Annotated in this window: 15 protein-coding genes; 8 read left to right on the forward strand and 7 right to left on the reverse strand. The window is 70.6% G+C overall.

What is annotated here, in order from left to right:
• Positions 1–7 precede the first annotated feature (7 nt).
• Positions 8–856 (reverse strand): nitrilase-related carbon-nitrogen hydrolase, encoded by an 849-nt coding sequence (locus tag ITJ64_RS16590; protein WP_194681789.1) that lies wholly within the window; start codon positions 854–856, stop codon positions 8–10.
• Between the two features lie 151 nt (positions 857–1,007).
• Here ITJ64_RS16590 and ITJ64_RS16595 point away from each other — a divergent pair, with 151 nt between their 5' ends.
• The 5 genes from ITJ64_RS16595 to cofD all read left to right on the forward strand — a co-directional run bounded on the left by ITJ64_RS16595 (position 1,008) and on the right by cofD (position 5,262).
• Entirely contained in the window at positions 1,008–2,357 is a 1,350-nt protein-coding gene (locus ITJ64_RS16595) for an aminotransferase class I/II-fold pyridoxal phosphate-dependent enzyme (protein ID WP_194681790.1), read from the forward strand.
• 143 nt (positions 2,358–2,500) lie between these two features.
• Positions 2,501–2,677, forward strand: a complete 177-nt coding sequence (locus ITJ64_RS16600) for a hypothetical protein (protein WP_228508712.1) — start codon at positions 2,501–2,503, stop codon at positions 2,675–2,677.
• Positions 2,674–3,093: a type II toxin-antitoxin system VapC family toxin gene (locus ITJ64_RS16605; RefSeq protein WP_194681791.1), complete on the forward strand. Its 420-nt coding sequence runs from the start codon at positions 2,674–2,676 to the stop codon at positions 3,091–3,093. The genes ITJ64_RS16600 and ITJ64_RS16605 overlap by 4 nt, the downstream gene beginning before the upstream one ends.
• Before the next feature lie 44 nt (positions 3,094–3,137).
• Positions 3,138–4,244: a hypothetical protein gene (locus ITJ64_RS16610; RefSeq protein ID WP_194681792.1), complete on the forward strand. Its 1,107-nt coding sequence runs from the start codon at positions 3,138–3,140 to the stop codon at positions 4,242–4,244.
• 25 nt (positions 4,245–4,269) lie between these two features.
• Positions 4,270–5,262, forward strand: coding sequence for a 2-phospho-L-lactate transferase (cofD, locus tag ITJ64_RS16615; RefSeq protein WP_370545235.1), 993 nt, complete (start codon positions 4,270–4,272; stop codon positions 5,260–5,262).
• A gap of 24 nt (positions 5,263–5,286) precedes the next feature.
• On the opposite strand, the gene ITJ64_RS16620 is transcribed toward cofD, so the two are convergent.
• Positions 5,287–6,279 (reverse strand): antibiotic biosynthesis monooxygenase, encoded by a 993-nt coding sequence (locus tag ITJ64_RS16620; protein WP_194681794.1) that lies wholly within the window; start codon positions 6,277–6,279, stop codon positions 5,287–5,289.
• Positions 6,280–6,281: 2 nt separating this feature from the next.
• Positions 6,282–7,676, reverse strand: coding sequence for a guanine deaminase (guaD, locus tag ITJ64_RS16625; RefSeq protein ID WP_194681795.1), 1,395 nt, complete (start codon positions 7,674–7,676; stop codon positions 6,282–6,284).
• 182 nt (positions 7,677–7,858) lie between these two features.
• Here guaD and ITJ64_RS16630 point away from each other — a divergent pair, with 182 nt between their 5' ends.
• Positions 7,859–10,543, forward strand: a complete 2,685-nt coding sequence (locus ITJ64_RS16630) for a bifunctional FO biosynthesis protein CofGH (RefSeq protein ID WP_194681796.1) — start codon at positions 7,859–7,861, stop codon at positions 10,541–10,543.
• Between the two features lie 38 nt (positions 10,544–10,581).
• Complete coding sequence (locus ITJ64_RS16635) at positions 10,582–11,229, forward strand: hypothetical protein (RefSeq protein ID WP_194681797.1); 648 nt, start codon at positions 10,582–10,584, stop codon at positions 11,227–11,229.
• 61 nt (positions 11,230–11,290) lie between these two features.
• Here the strand turns inward: ITJ64_RS16635 and glpK are convergent, their stop codons facing one another.
• The 3 genes from glpK to ITJ64_RS16650 are packed head-to-tail and all read right to left on the reverse strand — an operon-like array spanning position 11,291 to position 15,419.
• Positions 11,291–12,814: a glycerol kinase GlpK gene (gene glpK / locus ITJ64_RS16640; protein ID WP_194681798.1), complete on the reverse strand. Its 1,524-nt coding sequence runs from the start codon at positions 12,812–12,814 to the stop codon at positions 11,291–11,293.
• A 50-nt stretch (positions 12,815–12,864) separates the two neighbouring features.
• Positions 12,865–13,635 carry an MIP/aquaporin family protein gene (locus ITJ64_RS16645; protein WP_179548817.1) on the reverse strand — a complete coding sequence of 257 codons (771 nt, stop codon included), beginning with the start codon at positions 13,633–13,635 and terminating at the stop codon, positions 12,865–12,867.
• A gap of 41 nt (positions 13,636–13,676) precedes the next feature.
• Positions 13,677–15,419 carry a glycerol-3-phosphate dehydrogenase/oxidase gene (locus tag ITJ64_RS16650; RefSeq protein WP_194681799.1) on the reverse strand — a complete coding sequence of 581 codons (1,743 nt, stop codon included), beginning with the start codon at positions 15,417–15,419 and terminating at the stop codon, positions 13,677–13,679.
• Between the two features lie 104 nt (positions 15,420–15,523).
• On the opposite strand from ITJ64_RS16650, the gene ITJ64_RS16655 reads away from it, so the two are divergent.
• Positions 15,524–16,486, forward strand: coding sequence for a sugar-binding transcriptional regulator (locus tag ITJ64_RS16655; RefSeq protein WP_194681800.1), 963 nt, complete (start codon positions 15,524–15,526; stop codon positions 16,484–16,486).
• Here ITJ64_RS16655 and cofC read toward each other — a convergent pair.
• Complete coding sequence (cofC, locus tag ITJ64_RS16660; protein WP_194681801.1) at positions 16,446–17,120, reverse strand: 2-phospho-L-lactate guanylyltransferase; 675 nt, start codon at positions 17,118–17,120, stop codon at positions 16,446–16,448. The genes ITJ64_RS16655 and cofC overlap by 41 nt on opposite strands.
• Between the last annotated feature and the right edge of the window lie 69 nt (positions 17,121–17,189).

The raw sequence follows: 17,189 nt of genomic DNA on the forward strand, positions 1-17,189 counted from the left end.
CCGGTGCCTACGGTGCGACGATCTCGTTGTAGGCGTCGGGACGGCGGTCGCGGTAGAACTGCCAGTCGTCTCGGGTGTCGCGGATGGCGTCGAGGTCGAGGTCGCGGATGAGCAGCTCCTCGTGCTCGCTCGAGCCGAGCTCGCCGACGTAGTTGCCGCGCGGGTCGACCACGTAGCTCGTGCCGTAGAAGTCGACGGCCAGGTCGCCGTACTCGTTGTCCTCCTTGCCGACCCGGTTGGGCACGAGCACGAAGTACTGGTTGGCGCCGGCGGCCGCGGGGCCCTCGAGCTCCCAGAGGCGGTTCGACAGGCCGGGCTTGGAGGCGTTGGGGTTGAAGACGATCTGGGCGCCGTTCAGGCCGAGCTCGCGCCAGCCCTCGGGGAAATGGCGGTCGTAGCAGATGTGCACGCCGACCTTGCCGACCGCGGTGTCGAACACCGGGTAGCCGAGGTTGCCGGGGCGGAAGTAGAACTTCTCGTAGAAGCTCTCGAGGTGCGGGATGTGGTGCTTGCGGTACTTGCCCACGATGGTTCCGTCGGCGTCGACGACCACGGCGGTGTTGTAGTAGACGCCGGTCTGCTCCTCCTCGTAGATCGGGAGGATGGTGACCATGTTCAGCTCCTTCGCCAGCGCGGCGAAGCGCTGCACGATGGGGCCGTCGGCCGGCTCGGCGTAGCGGTAGTACTTCTTGTCCTGGGTGATGCCGAAGTACGGGCCGTAGAACAGCTCCTGGAAGCAGATCACCTGCGCGCCCTGGGCGGCCGCGTCGCGCATGAACTGCTCGTGCTTGTCGAGCATCGACTCCTTGTCGCCCGTCCAGGTGGTCTGGGATATCGCCGCGCGGATCGTCGTCATCGGTGTTTCCTTTCGAAGCGTGCTGTGCAGCCGGTTTTGTTATTATTCGGCGTGAACATTTCTCGTGTGTTTCAGAGTGTGACGCGAGAGTAAATATGTCAAGACTCCCGGGCACCCCCGTCCGGGCCGACGCACCAAGAACCGGGGCATCATGCTCGATCGGATCGTCGACGCGGTGGAGCACCGCACACCGGACGGGATCGCCGCCGCCATCTCCCGGCTGATCCGCTCGGGCTCGCTCGGCGCCGGCGACCGGCTGCCTACCGTGCGCGACGTCGCGTCCACCCTCGGCGTGAGCCCCGCCACGGTCAGCACCGCCTGGCAGGCGCTCTCCGGGGTCGGCCTGATCACCTCCCGCGGCCGGGCCGGGAGCTACGTGCTGCAGGCGGCCACGCCGTGGATGCCGCCGCACTTCGGCGAGCTCGCCGGCTCGCACGTGACGGCCCGGCTCGACCTGTCGACCGGCACCCCCGATCCGTCGCTGCTGCCCGACCTCTCGCTCGCGCTCACCAAGGTGCCCACCCGTGCCGACACGGCGAGCTACCTGAGCTCCCCGGTGCTCCCGGGGCTCGAGAAGCACCTGCGCGCATCCTGGCCCTACCCCGTCGCGTCGCTCACGATCGTCGACGGCGCGCTCGACGCCATCTCGCGGGCCCTCGAGACGCTGGTGCGGTTCGGCGACCGGGTCGTGGTCGAGAACCCGACGTTCCCGCCGTTCCTCGACCTGCTCGAGACGCTCGGTGCGGAGCGGCTGCCGGTCGACGTCGACGGCGAGGGGATGCTGCCGGCACGGCTCGCGGAGGCCCTCGCCCTGGGGCCGGTCGCGGTCATCCTGCAGCCCCGGGCGCACAACCCGACGGGCATCTCGATGAGTGCGGGCCGCGCCAGGGAGCTCGCGCGGGTGCTGCGCGCCCACGATCACGTCTGCGACCCCGTGGTGATCGAGGACGACCACTCGGGCGAGATCTCGTCGAGCCCGGCGTACAGTCTCGGCAGCTGGCTGCCGCACCGCACCCTGCACGTGCGGAGCTTCGCCAAGTCGCACGGCCCCGACCTCCGCATCGCGGCGCTCGGCGGGCCCGAGGCGCTGATCGACCGGATCGTGGCGCGGCGCCTGCTCGGGCCCGGGTGGACCTCGCGGATGCTGCAGACGATCCTCTACGAGCTGCTCACCGCACCGGCCTCGGTCGACACCGTGCACGACGCGCGGCGCATCTACCAGGCCCGGCAGCGACTGCTCTCCGAGGCGCTGGTCGAGCAGGGGGTGCCGCACGCGCCCTCCGACGGCATCAACACCTGGCTGCCGGTGGCCGACGAGAAGGCCGCGATCCTCACGCTGGCGGCCAGCGGCATCCGCGTGGCGGCGGGCTCGTCGTTCGTCGCTGCGGCCCCGGTTCCGGATGCGCGGCCGCCGCAGTTCCTCCGCGTCACCGCGGGCCGTGTCGCCGACGACTTCGACGCCGTGGCCGCCCTCCTGGCCGCCGCCGCCCGCGCCGAGTAGCGGGCCATACTCGACACATCCTCATCGCACTGCTAGCATTGACAGCAGCGAAAGGCGGCATGATGGCGACGATCACGGTGCGAGATCTCGAAGACCGCACTCGGGAGCGACTGCGCGTGCGGGCGGCCCGTAACGGGAGGTCGATGGAGGCCGAGGCGCGCCAGATCCTCACCGCCGCCGTGGCGAACGAGCCGGCCGACACGGCCGGGGTGGGCAGCCGCATCCGGTCGCTGTTCGCCGATGTGGGGTACGCAGACGACCTCGCCGATCTGCTGCCGGATCGGTCTGCGCCGGCAGACCGCGTCGACTTCGACCGATGATCCTGCTCGACACGAACGTGGTGTCGGAACTTCTTCGCGCGCAGGCCGCCAGCGAGGTCGTCGACTGGATCGACCGGCAACCGGCCGACGAGCTGTGCCTCTCGGCCGTGACCCTCGCGGAGCTGCTGCAGGGGGTCGCGCTCCTCCCAGCCAGCACGCGACGGAGCGAGCTCGGCCGCCGGGTCGCGCACCTCGTGACTCACGAATTCGACCGGCGCATCATCCCGTTCGACGCGGAGTGCGCCGTCGAGTTCGCCGACGTGATCGCGTCACGCCGCCGCCTCGGCCGCCCCATCACCCCGTTCGACGCCCAGATCGCGGCGAGCGCCCGTGTGCACGGGGCCCTCCTCGCCACCCGGAACGAACGCGACTTCGAGCACACCGGCCTCCCCGTCGTGAATCCCTGGCACCCCTGAGCACCGAATTGGAACCGGTGGGGCGCGAGCGGACACTAGGGGGTATGACGACGAAGAGCATGAGACGGATGCGCGGCGCGGGGGTCGCGGCGGCGACCGCGGCGCTGGCGCTGCTGCTGGCCGGGTGCGCGGGTACGACGCCGGCCGCCACCACGACCACCCCCGCGCCGGGGACGGGCTCCACCGGGGCGGCGAGCGCGAGCCCGACGCCGACAGGGACGCCGACGGCGGCGAGCGCGCCGACGGTGCGGGTGCCGGCCACCTGCGACGAGCTCCAGCCCGTCCCGGCCGGCTTCACTCCGGTCGAGACCCAGCCCACCGGCGACAGCCCCGCCGACTACGCCGCGGCCCGCGCCGGCGTGCTGCAGTGCGCCTACTCGGACGCGGCGAACGTCACGCTGACGTTCTCGGTGACGCCCGACGTGTCGGCCGAGGACTACTCCGCCACCGCCGACGGCGTCGACTTCGGCCCGCTGCCCGCCGCGCCCGCGATCGGACCGGACGCCCGCGAGGAGTGCCCGCTCTCCTCCCGCGCCGACCTCTGCCAGTTCATCGACCTCGAGAACGGCTACGGCATCACCGCGACCGCCTACAGCGGCGACCAGGGCACCGCGCTCCCGGCCGACGTCGTCGACGGCTTCGCCGCCGCCGTCCCGCAGCTCGCGGCCGCCGTGACCGCGCTGGGCGCCCCCGAGCCGCTCTGGCACCCGAGCGGCGCCGACCTCCCCGGCGCGGTCGGCTGCGAGAACCTGATCTCCGACGCGCGGCTGAACGAGATCCTCGGCACCACCAAGGCGTCCGCCTTCAAGACCGACGACGGCGAGTACGCGCGGTTCCCGTTCCGGGTGTCGAAGCAGGTCGGGTCGGAGTGGTGCCTCTGGGGGTCCGAGACCGATGCGGGGGCGGGGGCCTCCGTTCTGCCCGGCGGCGCCTCGTACCTGCCCGCGGCGATGGCGGCGAGCGAGCGCTACGACTGGCAGCCCGCCCCCGAGTACCCGGGCGAGGCCTACATCGCGACGCAGGAGGGCTCGCCGCAGTCGACGGTCGACCTCGCGATCGACGACGCCTGGGTGCAGGTCAGCGGGCCCGTCGAGGTGCTGCCCGCGCTGGTCGACGAGGTGCTGGGGAACGTGGGGGCGGTCGTCGGGTAGCGCGCTCATGGGATTGAATGGGGGCGTGAAGGTGACGGTTCTCGCAGGTGGTGTCGGAGGTGCACGGTTCCTGAGGGGGCTGCGCACCCAGCTGAGGAAGGCGTACCCGAACGGCGACGGCGGCTCCAGCGCCGAGATCACCGCGGTCGTCAACACCGGCGACGACATGTGGCTGACGGGTCTGCGCGTCTGCCCCGACCTCGACTCGATCATGTACACGCTCGGCGGCGGCAACGACGACGAGCGCGGCTGGGGCCGGAAGGACGAGAGCGAGCGCGTGAGCGCCGAGCTCACCGCCTACGGCGTCGGCTGGCCCTGGTTCACCCTCGGCGACCTCGACCTCGGCACCCACATCGCCCGCACCAGCCACCTCCGCGACGGCCTGACCCTCACCGAGGCCACCGCCCGGCTCGCCGAGCGCTGGAACCCGGGCGTGACGCTCCTGCCGATGAGCGACGACCCGGTCGAGACCCACGTCGAGATCATCCTCGACGGCAGGCGCCGCATCGTGCACTTCGAGGAGTGGTGGGTGAAGCACCGGGCGGGCGTGCCGGCGCAGCGCTTCATTCAGGTGGGGGTGGATGCGGCGAAGCCGACCCCGTCCGTGCGGCGGGCGATCGAGCAGGCCGACGTGATCCTGGTGGCCCCGTCGAACCCCGTCGTGTCGATCGGCACCATCCTCGGAGTCCCCGGCCTCCGCTCGGCCCTGCGCGAGGCGCGTGCGCCGATCGTCGGGGTCTCCCCCATCATCTCGGGCGCCGCCGTGCGGGGAATGGCCGACGCCTGCCTCACCGCGATCGGCGTCGAGACGACCGCCGCCGCGGTGGCGAAGCACTACGGCTCCCGCTCGCGGGGCGGCGTGCTCGACGCCTGGCTGATCGACGAGAGCGACGCGGCGAGCGCCCCGGTCATCGAGTCGGCGGGCATCCGCACCTCGGTCGTGCCCCTGTGGATGCGCGACCCCGACACGAGCGCCCAGCTCGCCGCCGACGCCCTGGCCGCCGCCGTCCGCCGCTAGCCGGCGGCACGGGGCCACCCTCAGCTAGGTGGGCGGACGGAGGGCGATCAGCCAGGCGTACAGCGCCATCGAGAGGGCGTAGACCAGCACGACGATGCCGTAGCCGAGCACGTGCGTCTTCACCGGGATGCCCCGCTTGACCCACCAGCCGAAAAGCTTGAACGCCCACGGCACGAAGAACCAGCCGAGCAGCTGCGTCGAGACCAGGTTGCCGATGAACAGCGACAGCCAGAACGGCACGCCGTGGCTGTCGAACAGCGGATCGGCGATGAAGTAGCCCCACAGGAAGACGATGGGGTAGAGCATGAGCAGCACCAGCAGGTTGCTCTTGAAGACCGGGTCGGGCCGGGCATCCTGAGCCGTGCGCCCCGACCAGAAGCCGAAGCCGTAGCTCGAGCGCGTGAGCTTCAGCTGCTCGTTGTAGTCGGCGCCCTCGGCCAGCAGTGCGGCGCGCTCGGGCGAGTCGAGCCAGGCGTTCAGGTGCGGCTCGGTGTCGAAGCTGAGCACCACGACCCAGTCGTCCTGCACGCCGGCGACCGGGCGCTCGACCTTGTGGCCGAGGAAGCCCTCGAAGCGCGACTCCACGGCCGAGATCTCGCGCTGCCACTCGAGGAAGCGCGCCTCGTCCTGCGGGGCCACCTTGCTCGAGATGAGCACCGAGGCGGCCTCGGAGGGGTGCTTCGCCTCCTCGGTGAACAGGTGCACGTCGTCGTTGCCGATGAAGCGGTCGCCGATCTCGTCGATTAGGTTCTTGCGCTCGGCGCTCTGCAGCCAGCCGCGCGCCGAGCCGGCGTCGCGGAAGTGCTGCACGGTCACCCAGTCGACCTGCAGCGGCGGGTTCGGCCGGATCAGCTCGCGCTCGATGAAGCCCGGCCAGCGCGACACACGCTCGGCGACCTTCTTCTGCCATGCCTCGTAGTCGGCGCAGTCCTTCTCGGCGAGCCGGCGGTGCACGACGAGCGTGACGGTTCCGTCGGCTGCTGTCGTGGCACCACCGGGCAGCGCCGTCTCGGTCATGGTCAGGCCTTCTGGTAGGCGAGCTCGCCCGCGACCCAGGTCTGGTCGACGGCACGCTCGTCGCCGACCATCATCACGCCGAAGAGCAGGTCGGATGCGGTCTCGAGCGTCATGGCCCCGCCGTCGTACGACAGGCTCTGGTGCCAGGCCGTGGCGGGCGGCCCGGCGGTCCAGTCGAGGGCGACGAAGTCGGCCTCCTTGCCGATGTCGAAGGAGCCGACGAAGTCATCGATGTACAGCGCCTCGGCGCCACCCTTGGTGAGCGAGTAGAAGGCGCGCAGCGGGGAGAGCTTGTTGCGCTCGGACTCGGCGAGGTCCTGCTCGCTCGGCACGATGGAGCCGTCGAGGATGGTGTTGTTGAGCATGCCGACCTTGTAGCCGTCCTCGAGGCTGTTCAGCATGCTGAAGCGGTTTCCACCGCCCATGTCGGTGCCGTAGGCGATGCGCACGCGGCGCTCGGGGTCGAGGGCGCGGCCGAGGCGGAAGAGGCCGGAGCCGAGGTAGAGGTTCGACGACGGGCAGAACGCCACGGCGGCGCCCGAGTCGGAGAAGCGGCGGAACTCGTCGTTGGAGAGCCAGACGCCGTGGCCGCCGGTGAACTTCGGGCCGACCAGTCCGTACTTCTCGTACACGCCGAGGTAGTCGGTGCAGTCGTCGTGCAGGGCCAGCACACCGCGGATCTCGGCGGGGTTCTCGGAGATGTGGGTGTTCACCCACAGGTCGGGGTGCTCCTCCTTGAGGCGGCGGCAGGCCTCCATCAGCTCGGTCGAGGCGCCGAAGGCGAAGCGGGGGGTGATGGCGTACAGCGCGCGGCCCGTGCCGTGCCACTTCTCGATCAGCGCCGAGCTGTCGGCGTAGAACTGCTCGGGGGTGGTGGCGAAGTAGTCGGGCACGTGGGTGTCGATGCCGGTCAGGCCGCCGATCATGCGCATGTTGCGGCGGGCGGCCTCCTCGAAGAACACCTCGTTGCAGGTCAGGCTGCCGGTGGTGAAGGTCTGCGCGGTCGTGGTGCCCGAGGCGAGCAGGTTGTCGAAGAAGTGCTTCGTGCCCTCCTCGGCGTAGGAGCGCTCGGCGTAGCGGTGCTCCTCGGGGAAGACCCACTTCTGCAGCCACGGCAGCAGCTGCTCGCCGTAGGCGCCGAGCACGCGGGTCTGCGGCAGGTGGATGTGTCCGTCGATGAAGCCGGGGAGGATGATGCGGTCGCGGATCTCGGTGATCTCGACGCCCTCGTGCTTCGAGGCGATGTCGTCGTAGGCGCCGAAGTCGACGATCACGCCGTCCTCGATCACCAGCAGGCCGTCGGCCTGGAACCGGGCTGCGGCCTCCTCGTTGCCGACGTGCTTGTACGGGTCGTCGACGAAGTCCAGGAAGGTTCCGCGCACAGCTGTCTTGGCCAAGATGTTCCCCGATTCGTAGTGGTGACGCCATCGTGGCACACGCGGCGCGCGGGCTGCCCGTCCCCATCAGGGGGAGGCCCGACACGGGGGTGGGCACGGGGTAGGCTGTGCTGCAATCAGGTTATGGGTCTGGCTTTGGGCCCCTTCTTCTCATCTTCTTCCGAGACTCCAGAGGTTCGCCCATGCCCGAAGATCTTCCGTTTCCCACGTCCACGGGCGTGCGCGCCACGGGCCGCAGCACGGCCCCCGCCCCGGCACCGGCTCCCGTCGAGCAGACGTTCGTGCCGAACGCCTCGGCCATCCGCCGCGCCCTCAAGCGCGCCGAGACCGGCGTCGCCCTCGACGCCACCGAGGCCGAGACGCTGCTGCACGCGCGCGGCGACGACCTCGAGCGCCTGCTCACCGCGGCGTCCCGGGTGCGCGACGCCGGCCTCGAGATAGCAGGGCGCCCCGGCGTCATCACATACTCGCGCAAGGTGTTCATCCCGCTCACCCACCTCTGCCGCGATCGCTGCCACTACTGCACCTTCGTCGAGACGCCCGGCGGGCTCGAGAAGCAGGGCAAGGCGCCCTTCCTCTCCCCCGACGAGGTGCTCGCGATCGCCCGCGAGGGCGCCGCGCTGGGCTGCAAAGAGGCCCTGTTCACCCTCGGCGACCGCCCCGAGGAGCGCTGGCCCGTGGCCCGCGAGTGGCTCGAGGCCCGCGGCTACGACTCCACGATCGCCTACCTCCGCGCCGTCGCGATCCTCGTGCTCGAGGAGACCGGCCTCCTCCCGCACCTGAACCCCGGTGTGATGACCTGGGAGGAGATCCAGCGCCTGAAGCCGGTCGCCCCCTCGATGGGCATGATGCTCGAGACCACCGCCGACCGGCTCTGGAGCGAGAAGGGCGGCCCGCACTACGGCTCCCCCGACAAGGATCCGGTGGTGCGCCTGCGCGTCCTGGAGGACGCCGGGCGCTCCAACGTGCCCTTCACCACCGGCCTCCTGCTCGGCATCGGCGAGAACTACGCCGAGCGCGTCGACGGGATGTTCTCCATCCGCTCGGCCGCGCGCCGGCACGGTCACGTGCAGGAGGTGATCATCCAGAACTTCCGCGCGAAGCCGGCCACGGCCATGATGGCCGCCGACGACCTGGAGACCCAGGAGTACGTCGCCGCGGTCGCCGTGGCGCGGCTCGTGCTCGGCTCCAAGGCGCGCGTGCAGGCTCCGCCGAATCTGACGGATGCGCGAGAGCTCTCCCTCCTCGTCCGCGCCGGCATCGACGACTGGGGCGGGGTGTCGCCGCTCACCCCCGACCACGTGAACCCCGAGCGCCCGTGGCCGCACATCGACGACCTGGCCCGCCTCACCGCGGAGGCCGGCTTCGAGCTGCGCGAGCGACTCACCGCGCACCCCCACTTCGTGCGCGCCGAGGAGCCGTGGATCGACCCCCGCGTCCTCCCCCACGTCCGCGCCCTCGCAGGGCCCGACGGGCTGGCCGTCGAGGGCCGCGTCCCGGTCGGCCTGCCCTGGCAGGAGCGGGACTGGACCTCGTCGGGCTCCGGCCGCACCGAGCTGCACACCGAGATCGACACGATCGGGCGCACGGGCGACCGGCGCAGCGACTTCGAGGACGTCTACGGCGACTGGGAGGAGCTGCGCGAGCACGTCGGGGCGAACGAGGGCACGGCGCCCCGCGCATCCGGAGACCCTGCGGTGCGCAGCGCCCTGGCCCGCGCCGCCGAGGACCCGGCGGGGCTGAGCGACGCCGACTACCTGACCCTGCTCGGCGCCGACGGGCCCGACCTGGAGGCCCTCGCGGCCCTCGCCGACGACGTGCGCCGCGCGACCGTGGGCGACGAGGTCGGCTACGTCGTGAACCGCAACATCAACTTCACGAACGTCTGCTACACCGGCTGCCGCTTCTGCGCGTTCGCCCAGCGCCGCACCGACGCCGACGCCTACACGCTCTCGATGGAGCAGGTCGGCGACCGGGTCGACGAGGCGTGGATGATCGGGGCCACCGAGATCTGCATGCAGGGCGGCATCCACCCCGACCTGCCAGGCACCGCCTACTTCGACCTCGCGCGCACGGTGAAGGCGCGGCAGCCCGACATCCACCTGCACGCGTTCAGCCCGATGGAGATCGTGAACGGGGCCTCGCGCACGGGGCTGTCGTACCGCGACTTCCTGCTCGAGGCGAAGGCGGCGGGGCTCGACTCGATCCCGGGCACGGCCGCCGAGATCCTCGACGACGACGTGCGCTGGGTGCTGACCAAGGGCAAGCTGCCGGCCGCCGCCTGGATCGAGATCGTCTCGACGGCGCACGACATCGGCCTGCGCTCCTCGTCGACCATGATGTACGGCCACGTCGACAACCCCTCGCACTGGGTCGGGCACCTCCGCACGCTGGCGCGCGTGCAGGACGAGACCGGCGGGTTCACCGAGTTCGTGCTGCTGCCGTTCATCCACATGAACGCCCCCGTCTACCTCGCGGGCGTCGCCCGGCCGGGGCCGACGCGGCAGGAGAACCGGGCCATCCACGCGGTGTCGCGGCTGATGCTGCACGGGCGCATCGACCACGTGCAGACCTCGTGGGTGAAGCTCGGCAACGCGGGCACGCAGCAGATGCTGCAGGGCGGCGCCGACGACCTCGGCGGCACCCTGATGGAGGAGACGATCAGCCGCATGGCGGGTGCCGACAACGGCTCCGAGAAGACGGTCGACGAGCTCGAGCGGATGATCGGCGAGATCGGTCGCGTGCCGGTGCAGCGCACCACCACCTACGGCCGCCCCACGGCCGAGCGCGTCGCGGTCGCCCGCGAGTTCGCCTCCCAGGGCTTCGCGGCCACGGGCCGCACCCTCCGCACCAACCTCCTGGCCTGATACCGACAGATCCTCATCTAATGGGATAGGGTGCGACGATGCGTTCGTCGTCCCGCCACCCTGCCCCCGTCCACCGCGCGCTCGTCGCCGTCGCCGCCGTGGCCGCCACGGTGCTCCTCGCCGGATGCTCGTCGGTCGGGGGTGCGCCCGTGGCCGGCCCGACCAGCCCCACCCCGACGATGGGTGCACCCGAGACGCCGTTCCCCACGGCGACCTCGACGGCGCCGGGCGATGTGGACGCCGACGGCGTCTGGTACCTCGACGAGTTCACGATCACGCCTCTGGCGGGGCCGTCGTCCGCCATGACTGCCCTGGTGGTCGGCGGCACGATGCGCGTCTCGATCGACGACGAGACGGAGGCGACCCTCGCGATGGACGGCGCGTTCCGGGTGGAGGTGGCCGAGGACATGCCGCCCGTCGAGGTGCAGGGCAGCGGCGACGAGCAGGCCTCGCTCGTCTTCGACCGCGCGGCCGGGGTGCTGCACTGGACCCAGCTGCCCGGTGGCTCCGGGCTCACCTTCTCGGTGGCGGGGCAGACGGTCGACGGCGCGATGTTCGGTGCGGGCGGCGGGCGGCCGTTCCAGCCGGCTGCCGAGATGGCCTACACGATCGACGGCGACGCGATGACGTGGAGCTACGCGGCGGGCGAGGCCACCGCCCGCTGGCTCTGGCATCGCGCGCCCTGACGAACGGGGACGGCCCGGCCCTCGTGGGGAGGGTCGGGCCGTCGGGTGGGGGCGGGGCGGGTTACGCCTCGGTGTCGGCGTCGACCCAGTCGAGGGTCTTCGTGACGGCCTTCTTCCAGTTGCGCAGCTGGCGCTCGCGCTCGGCGTCGTCCATCTTGGGCTCCCAGCGGGAGTCCTCCTGCCAGTTGGCGCGGAGCTCGTCGAGGTTCGCCCAGAAGCCCACCGCGAGGCCCGCGGCGTACGCGGCACCGAGCGCGGTGGTCTCCGCGACGACCGGGCGGATGACCGGCACGCCGAGGATGTCGGCCTGGAACTGCATCAGCGTGTTGTTCGCGATCATGCCGCCGTCGACCTTCAGCTCCGTCAGGTCCACGCCCGAGTCGGCGTTCACCGCGTCGAGCACCTCGCGCGTCTGGAAGGCCGTGGCCTCCAGTGCCGCGCGGGCGATGTGGCCCTTGTTGACGTAGCGGGTGAGGCCCACGAGGGCACCACGCGCATCCGACCGCCAGTACGGCGCGAACAGGCCCGAGAAGGCGGGCACGAAGTAGGCACCGCCGTTGTCCTCGACCGTGTTCGCCAGGGTCTCGACCTCGGGAGCCGAGGAGATGATGCCCAGGTTGTCGCGCAGCCACTGGATCAGCGAACCGGTGACCGCGATCGAGCCCTCGAGCGCGTAGTGCGCCGGTTGGTCGCCCAGCTTGTAGCCGAGGGTGGTGAGCAGCCCGTTCTTTGAATGCACGATCTCGGTGTCGGTGTTGAAGATCAGGAAGTTGCCCGTGCCGTAGGTGTTCTTCGACTCGCCGGCGTCGAACGCCGCCTGGCCGAAGGTCGCGGCCTGCTGGTCGCCCAGGATGCCGGCGATCGGCACCTCGCGCAGCAGGTTCGACGACTCGACGGTGCCGTAGACCTCGGAGGACGACTTGATCTCGGGGAGCATCGACTTCGGCACGCCGAACGCCTCGAGGATGTCGTCGCGCCACTCGAGCGTCTCGAGGTCCATGAACAGGGTGCGCGAGGCGTTGGTCACGTCGGTGACGTGCACGCCGCCCTCGGTGCCGCCGGTGAGGTTCCAGAGCACCCAGGTGTCGGTCGTACCGAACATCAGGTCGCCGGCCTCGGCCTTCTCGCGGGCGCCGTCGACGTTCTCGAGGATCCAGACGATCTTCGTGCCCGAGAAGTAGGTCGCGAGCGGCAGGCCCACGATCGACTTGAAGCGCTCGGTGCCCTCGTCGCCCGCGAGGCGGTCGACGATCGACTGGGTGCGGGTGTCCTGCCAGACGATGGCGTTGTAGACGGGCTTGCCGGTGTTCTTGTCCCACACCACCGCGGTCTCGCGCTGGTTGGTGATGCCCACGGCGGCGATGTCGTGGCGGGTCAGGTCGGCCTTGGAGAGCGCCTGGCCAATGACCTCGCGGACGTTCGCCCAGATCTCCATCGGGTCGTGCTCGACCCAGCCGGCCTTCGGGAAGATCTGCTCGTGCTCCTTCTGACCGGTGGACACGATGGTGCCCTTGTGGTCGAAGATGATGGCGCGCGAGCTGGTCGTGCCCTGGTCGATGGCCAGGACGTACTTCTCTTCAGACATGTCTTAACTCCTTTGTCGTTACTGAATTGCGAAGCGGATGCGCGGGGCGCTCAGGTGAGGATCGGCAGCAGCGGGATGGCCAGGAGACCGGCCAGCACGCCACCGATGATCGGGCCCACCACGGGCACCCAGGAGTACGACCAGTCGGACGAGCCCTTGCCCTTGATCGGCAGGAAGGCGTGCGCGAGGCGCGGGCCGAGGTCACGGGCCGGGTTGATGGCGTAGCCGGTCGGGCCACCGAGCGAGGCGCCGATCGCGATCACGAGCAGCGCGACAGGCAGGGCACCGAGGGCCGCGAGGCCGCCCTCGCCCTGGCGTCCGCCGCCGAAGCCGATCACGACGAACACGAGCACGAAGGTGCCGATGATCTCGGTGACGAGGTTCCAGCCGTAGGAGCGGATGGCCGGGCCGGTCGAGAACACGCCGAGCTTGTTGGCCGCGTCGGGCTCCTCGTCGAAGTGCTGCTTGTACGCCAGCCAGACGAACACGGCGCCGATGATGGCACCGATCAGCTGGGCGCCGATGTACGCGATCACCGAGAGGGCGTTGACGTCGACCGGGGTGGCCGCCGAGCCGAAGGTCTTCGCGCCGTTGGCGAGAAGACCCAGGGTGACCGCCGGGTTCAGGTGCGCGCCCGAGGCGTACGACACGATCACACCGGCGAAGACCGCGAGGCCCCAGCCGATGTTGACCATGAGGGTTCCGCCGTTGAAGCCCTTGGTGCGCACGAGCGCCACGTTGGCGACCACACCGCAGCCTAGGAGCACCAGGAGGGCTGTGCCCACCAGCTCCGATACGAAGTCGATACCGAGATTGTCCACGTTGACCTTTCTTCTCTCAGGTGGCGCCTGCGCCACCCGACTCAGTTGACGGCTGCTGCCGCCGTGTTCGCCGCTTCCAGCACGATGCCGTGGAAGAAGCGGAGGTTCTCGACCGCGAGGCGGCGCTCGTCGGCGAGGGTCTCGTCCGACCAGCCCTTCGAGCGCTGCGCCAGGGTGCTCAGTTCATCGAACACCTCCTGGGTGAGCCCGCCCACGAACGCGATGATGCTGCGGCGCAGCACCAGGTCGCTGAGGTGCACGGTGTGCTCGCCCATCAGGAAGTCGATCTCGCCGGTGCTGTACCCGGGCAGGGTCTGAAGCGGCGCATCCGTCGCCTCGGTGGCGTTCAGCGCGGCGATGTGGTCGATGACCTTCGCGGCGTTGCTGCCGTAGCGGGCGAGCAGGGTGCGGGTGCGCTCCTGGCCGAGGTCGGCGCCGTGCGCCTTGATCCAGGATGCGGTGGCCGCCGGCGTGGTCGGGAAGCCCGCACCGCCGCCGATCGCGAGGTCGGTGGTGCTGACCTTCCGGGTGCGGCCGAGCAGCGCCAGTGTGTCGTTGGTCAGGTGCTCGGCCAGAGCGCGGAAGGTGGTCCACTTGCCGCCGACCAGGCTGAGCTGCTTGGTCGTCGTGGAGGAGCCGAACGCGGTCTGCTCGATGCGGTAGTCGCGAGACACGAAGCCGGGGGCGGTGTCGCCGTGGCCGGGCAGCGGGCGGATGCCCGAGTAGCGGTAGACGATCTGCGGCCGGTCGACCTCGATGGTCGGGAAGACGTGCTTGACGAGCTGGAAGAAGTAGTCGACCTCGTCCTCGGTGCAGACGCTGGGCTCGTTGATGTCGGCCTCGAGGTCGGTGGTGCCGACGAGCACGCGGCCGTTCAGCGGGTAGATCAGCACGATGCGGCCGTCGTTGTTCTCGAAGAACACCTCGCCGCCGGCGCAGGCCTCGTAGAGCTCCGTGTTGTCGAGCACGATGTGCGAGCCCTTGGTGCCGCCCATCCACGTCGTCGACTCGCCGAGGGCGGCGTTGGTCAGGTCGGTCCAGGGGCCGGAGGTGTTGACGACCACGTCGGCCGCGACCTCGAAGGTCTCGCCGCTGACGAGGTCGCGGAGCACCACGGCGTCGCCGTGGGAGCCGATGGCCTCGAGGTAGTTGGCGGTGCGGGCGTGGGGACCGGTGGCCAGAGCATCCTGAACCAGGTCGAGCGCGAGCCGCTCGGGGTTCTCGACCGCGGCGTCGTAGTAGGTCGCCGTGTACTTCACGTCACCGCGGAGCTTCGGCAGCTTGGCGAGCGACTTCTTGCGGCCCACGAACTTGTGGCGCGGCACGTTGCCGCCGTCGCGCGAGAAGGAGTCGTAGCCGAGCAGGCCGACCTTGATCAGCAGCGCGCCGCGCTCCTTGGCCTTGCCCTGCTTGTGGGTGAGGAAGCGCAGCGGCGCGCTCAGGATGCCCGAGAAGGTCGAGAAGATCGGGATGGTCGTGGGCAGCGGCTTCACGTAGTGGGGAGCCAGGCGCAGGAGGCGGTTGCGCTCCTGCACGCTCTCGCGCACCAGGCGGAACTCGCCGTTCTCGAGGTAGCGCACGCCACCGTGGATCATGTGGCTGGACGCGGCCGAGGCGCCCGAGGCGTAGTCGCCGCGCTCGACGAGCACGACGTCGACGCCCTGGAGCGCGAGGTCGCGGAACGTGCCGATGCCGTTGATGCCTCCACCGACGATCAGCACCTGGGTCTTGGGGTTGCTGCGGATGGCTTCGACGCTGCTGCGGACATCGTTGGTGCTGGTCACTGTTCACTCGCCTTCGTGCTGGGTTGACTGTCCAGTTCTACGACCGTTTTCACATATGATCAAGCTCGTTGCACATATGTGCAGACGAAAGGATGCGAGGACGCATGGCCGACACCGCTGGCGCCGAGAAGGAGCGCGACGCGCTCCGCGCCGCCCATCTCTACTACCTGCAGGATCTGACGATGGAGGCCATCGCCACCGAGCTGCACACCTCACGATCATCCGTCTCCCGGCTGCTCGGATACGCGCGCGACACGGGGCTCGTCGAGATCCAGGTGAAGTCGCCGCTGGATCGCCTGTCGAGTCTGCAGGAGCGCATCCGGGCCCGCCACGGGGTCACGGCGCACGTCGTGCCCGTTCCCGACTCCACCGCCGAGGTCGATCGCCTCGAGCGCGTGGCGATGAGCGCTGCACGGATTCTCGGGCCCTTCTTCGACTCGAACATGACCATGGGCATCGCCTGGGGCTCGACGCTGTCGGCCGTCTCGCGGCACCTGCAGGAGAAGGTCACGCACAACTCGCAGATCGTGCAGCTGAACGGCGCCTCGAACGCGCGCACCACGGGCATCGGCTACGCCAGCGAGATCATGAGCCGCTTCGGCACCGCCTTCGGGGCGTACGTGCAGCAGTTCCCGGTGCCGGCGTTCTTCGACGACCCGCGCACGAAGGAGGTGCTCTGGCGCGAGCGGAGCATCCGCCGGGTGCTCGAGATCCAGAAGCACATGGACATCGCGCTGTTCGGCCTCGGCTCGGCCTACGCCGACGTGCCCTCGCACGTCTACGTCGGGGGCTACCTCGACGACGACGACTTCCAGCAGCTCGGCCGCTCGCAGGTCGTCGGCGACGTGGCGACGGTGTTCTACCGCGCCGACGGCTCGAGCGAGGACATCCCGATGAACGCCCGCTCGTCGGGGCCGTCGCTGGAGTGGCTGCGCAAGGTGTCGCGACGGGTCTGCGTGGTGTCGGGGCGCTCGAAGCTGCCGGCCCTCCGCGGGGCGCTGGCGGCCGGGGTGATGACCGATCTGATCATCGACGAGACGACGGCGCACTCGCTGCTGGAGGACTGAGCGTCTCCAGCACCAGGGCCGTCGCGGGGCCGACGCCCCGGCGCCAGGCCTCCTGCAGCTCGGCCTCGGTGTCGACGTCGTGGCGCAGGGTCGAGTCGGGGCCGAGGGTCAGGGCGACGTGACCGGCGGCGCGGTGGCGCTCGGCCGAGTCGGCGCCGAAGCGGGGCACGAGGGCGGTGGCGGTGCCGGCCGGGCTTCCGGTCGCGGTGATGAGCGTGGTGCCCGAGCCCTGGGCGTCGGCGACGAAGGCGAGCGGATGCGCGTGCGCGGCGTCGAGCGCCTCGTCGACGTCGTCCGCCACCAGCGTGGGCAGGTCGCCGAGCATCGCGGCGGTCGGCCCGCCGCCCGCGGCGGCGATGCCGCTGGCCACGGCCGCGTTCAAGCCCCGACCCGGATCGGCGAGCACCTCGACACCGGGGCCCGTCTCGCGGAGGCGGGCGGCGACCGACGACCCGGCATCCGTCACCACGATCACCCTGCCCACCGTGCGGGCGGCGCGGAGGGCGGCCACGGCGTCGAGGGTGAACGCTTCGGCCAGCCGCAGGCGCTCCTCGGCGGAGCGCTCGGGCATCAGGCGGCTCTTGCCCTCGGCGGTCCCCTTGACGGGGACGACGACGGTCCACTGTTCGGTCATTGCTGTCGATTATCCCGCAGTTCGAAAAGACAGAACGATCGGTACCTTTCCGGGAATGCCCCGGGTGGG

Origin of the sequence: Herbiconiux sp. VKM Ac-1786, assembly GCF_015350805.1 — a bacterium.
In the GTDB taxonomy this organism is placed as follows: Bacteria; Actinomycetota; Actinomycetes; order Actinomycetales; family Microbacteriaceae; genus Herbiconiux.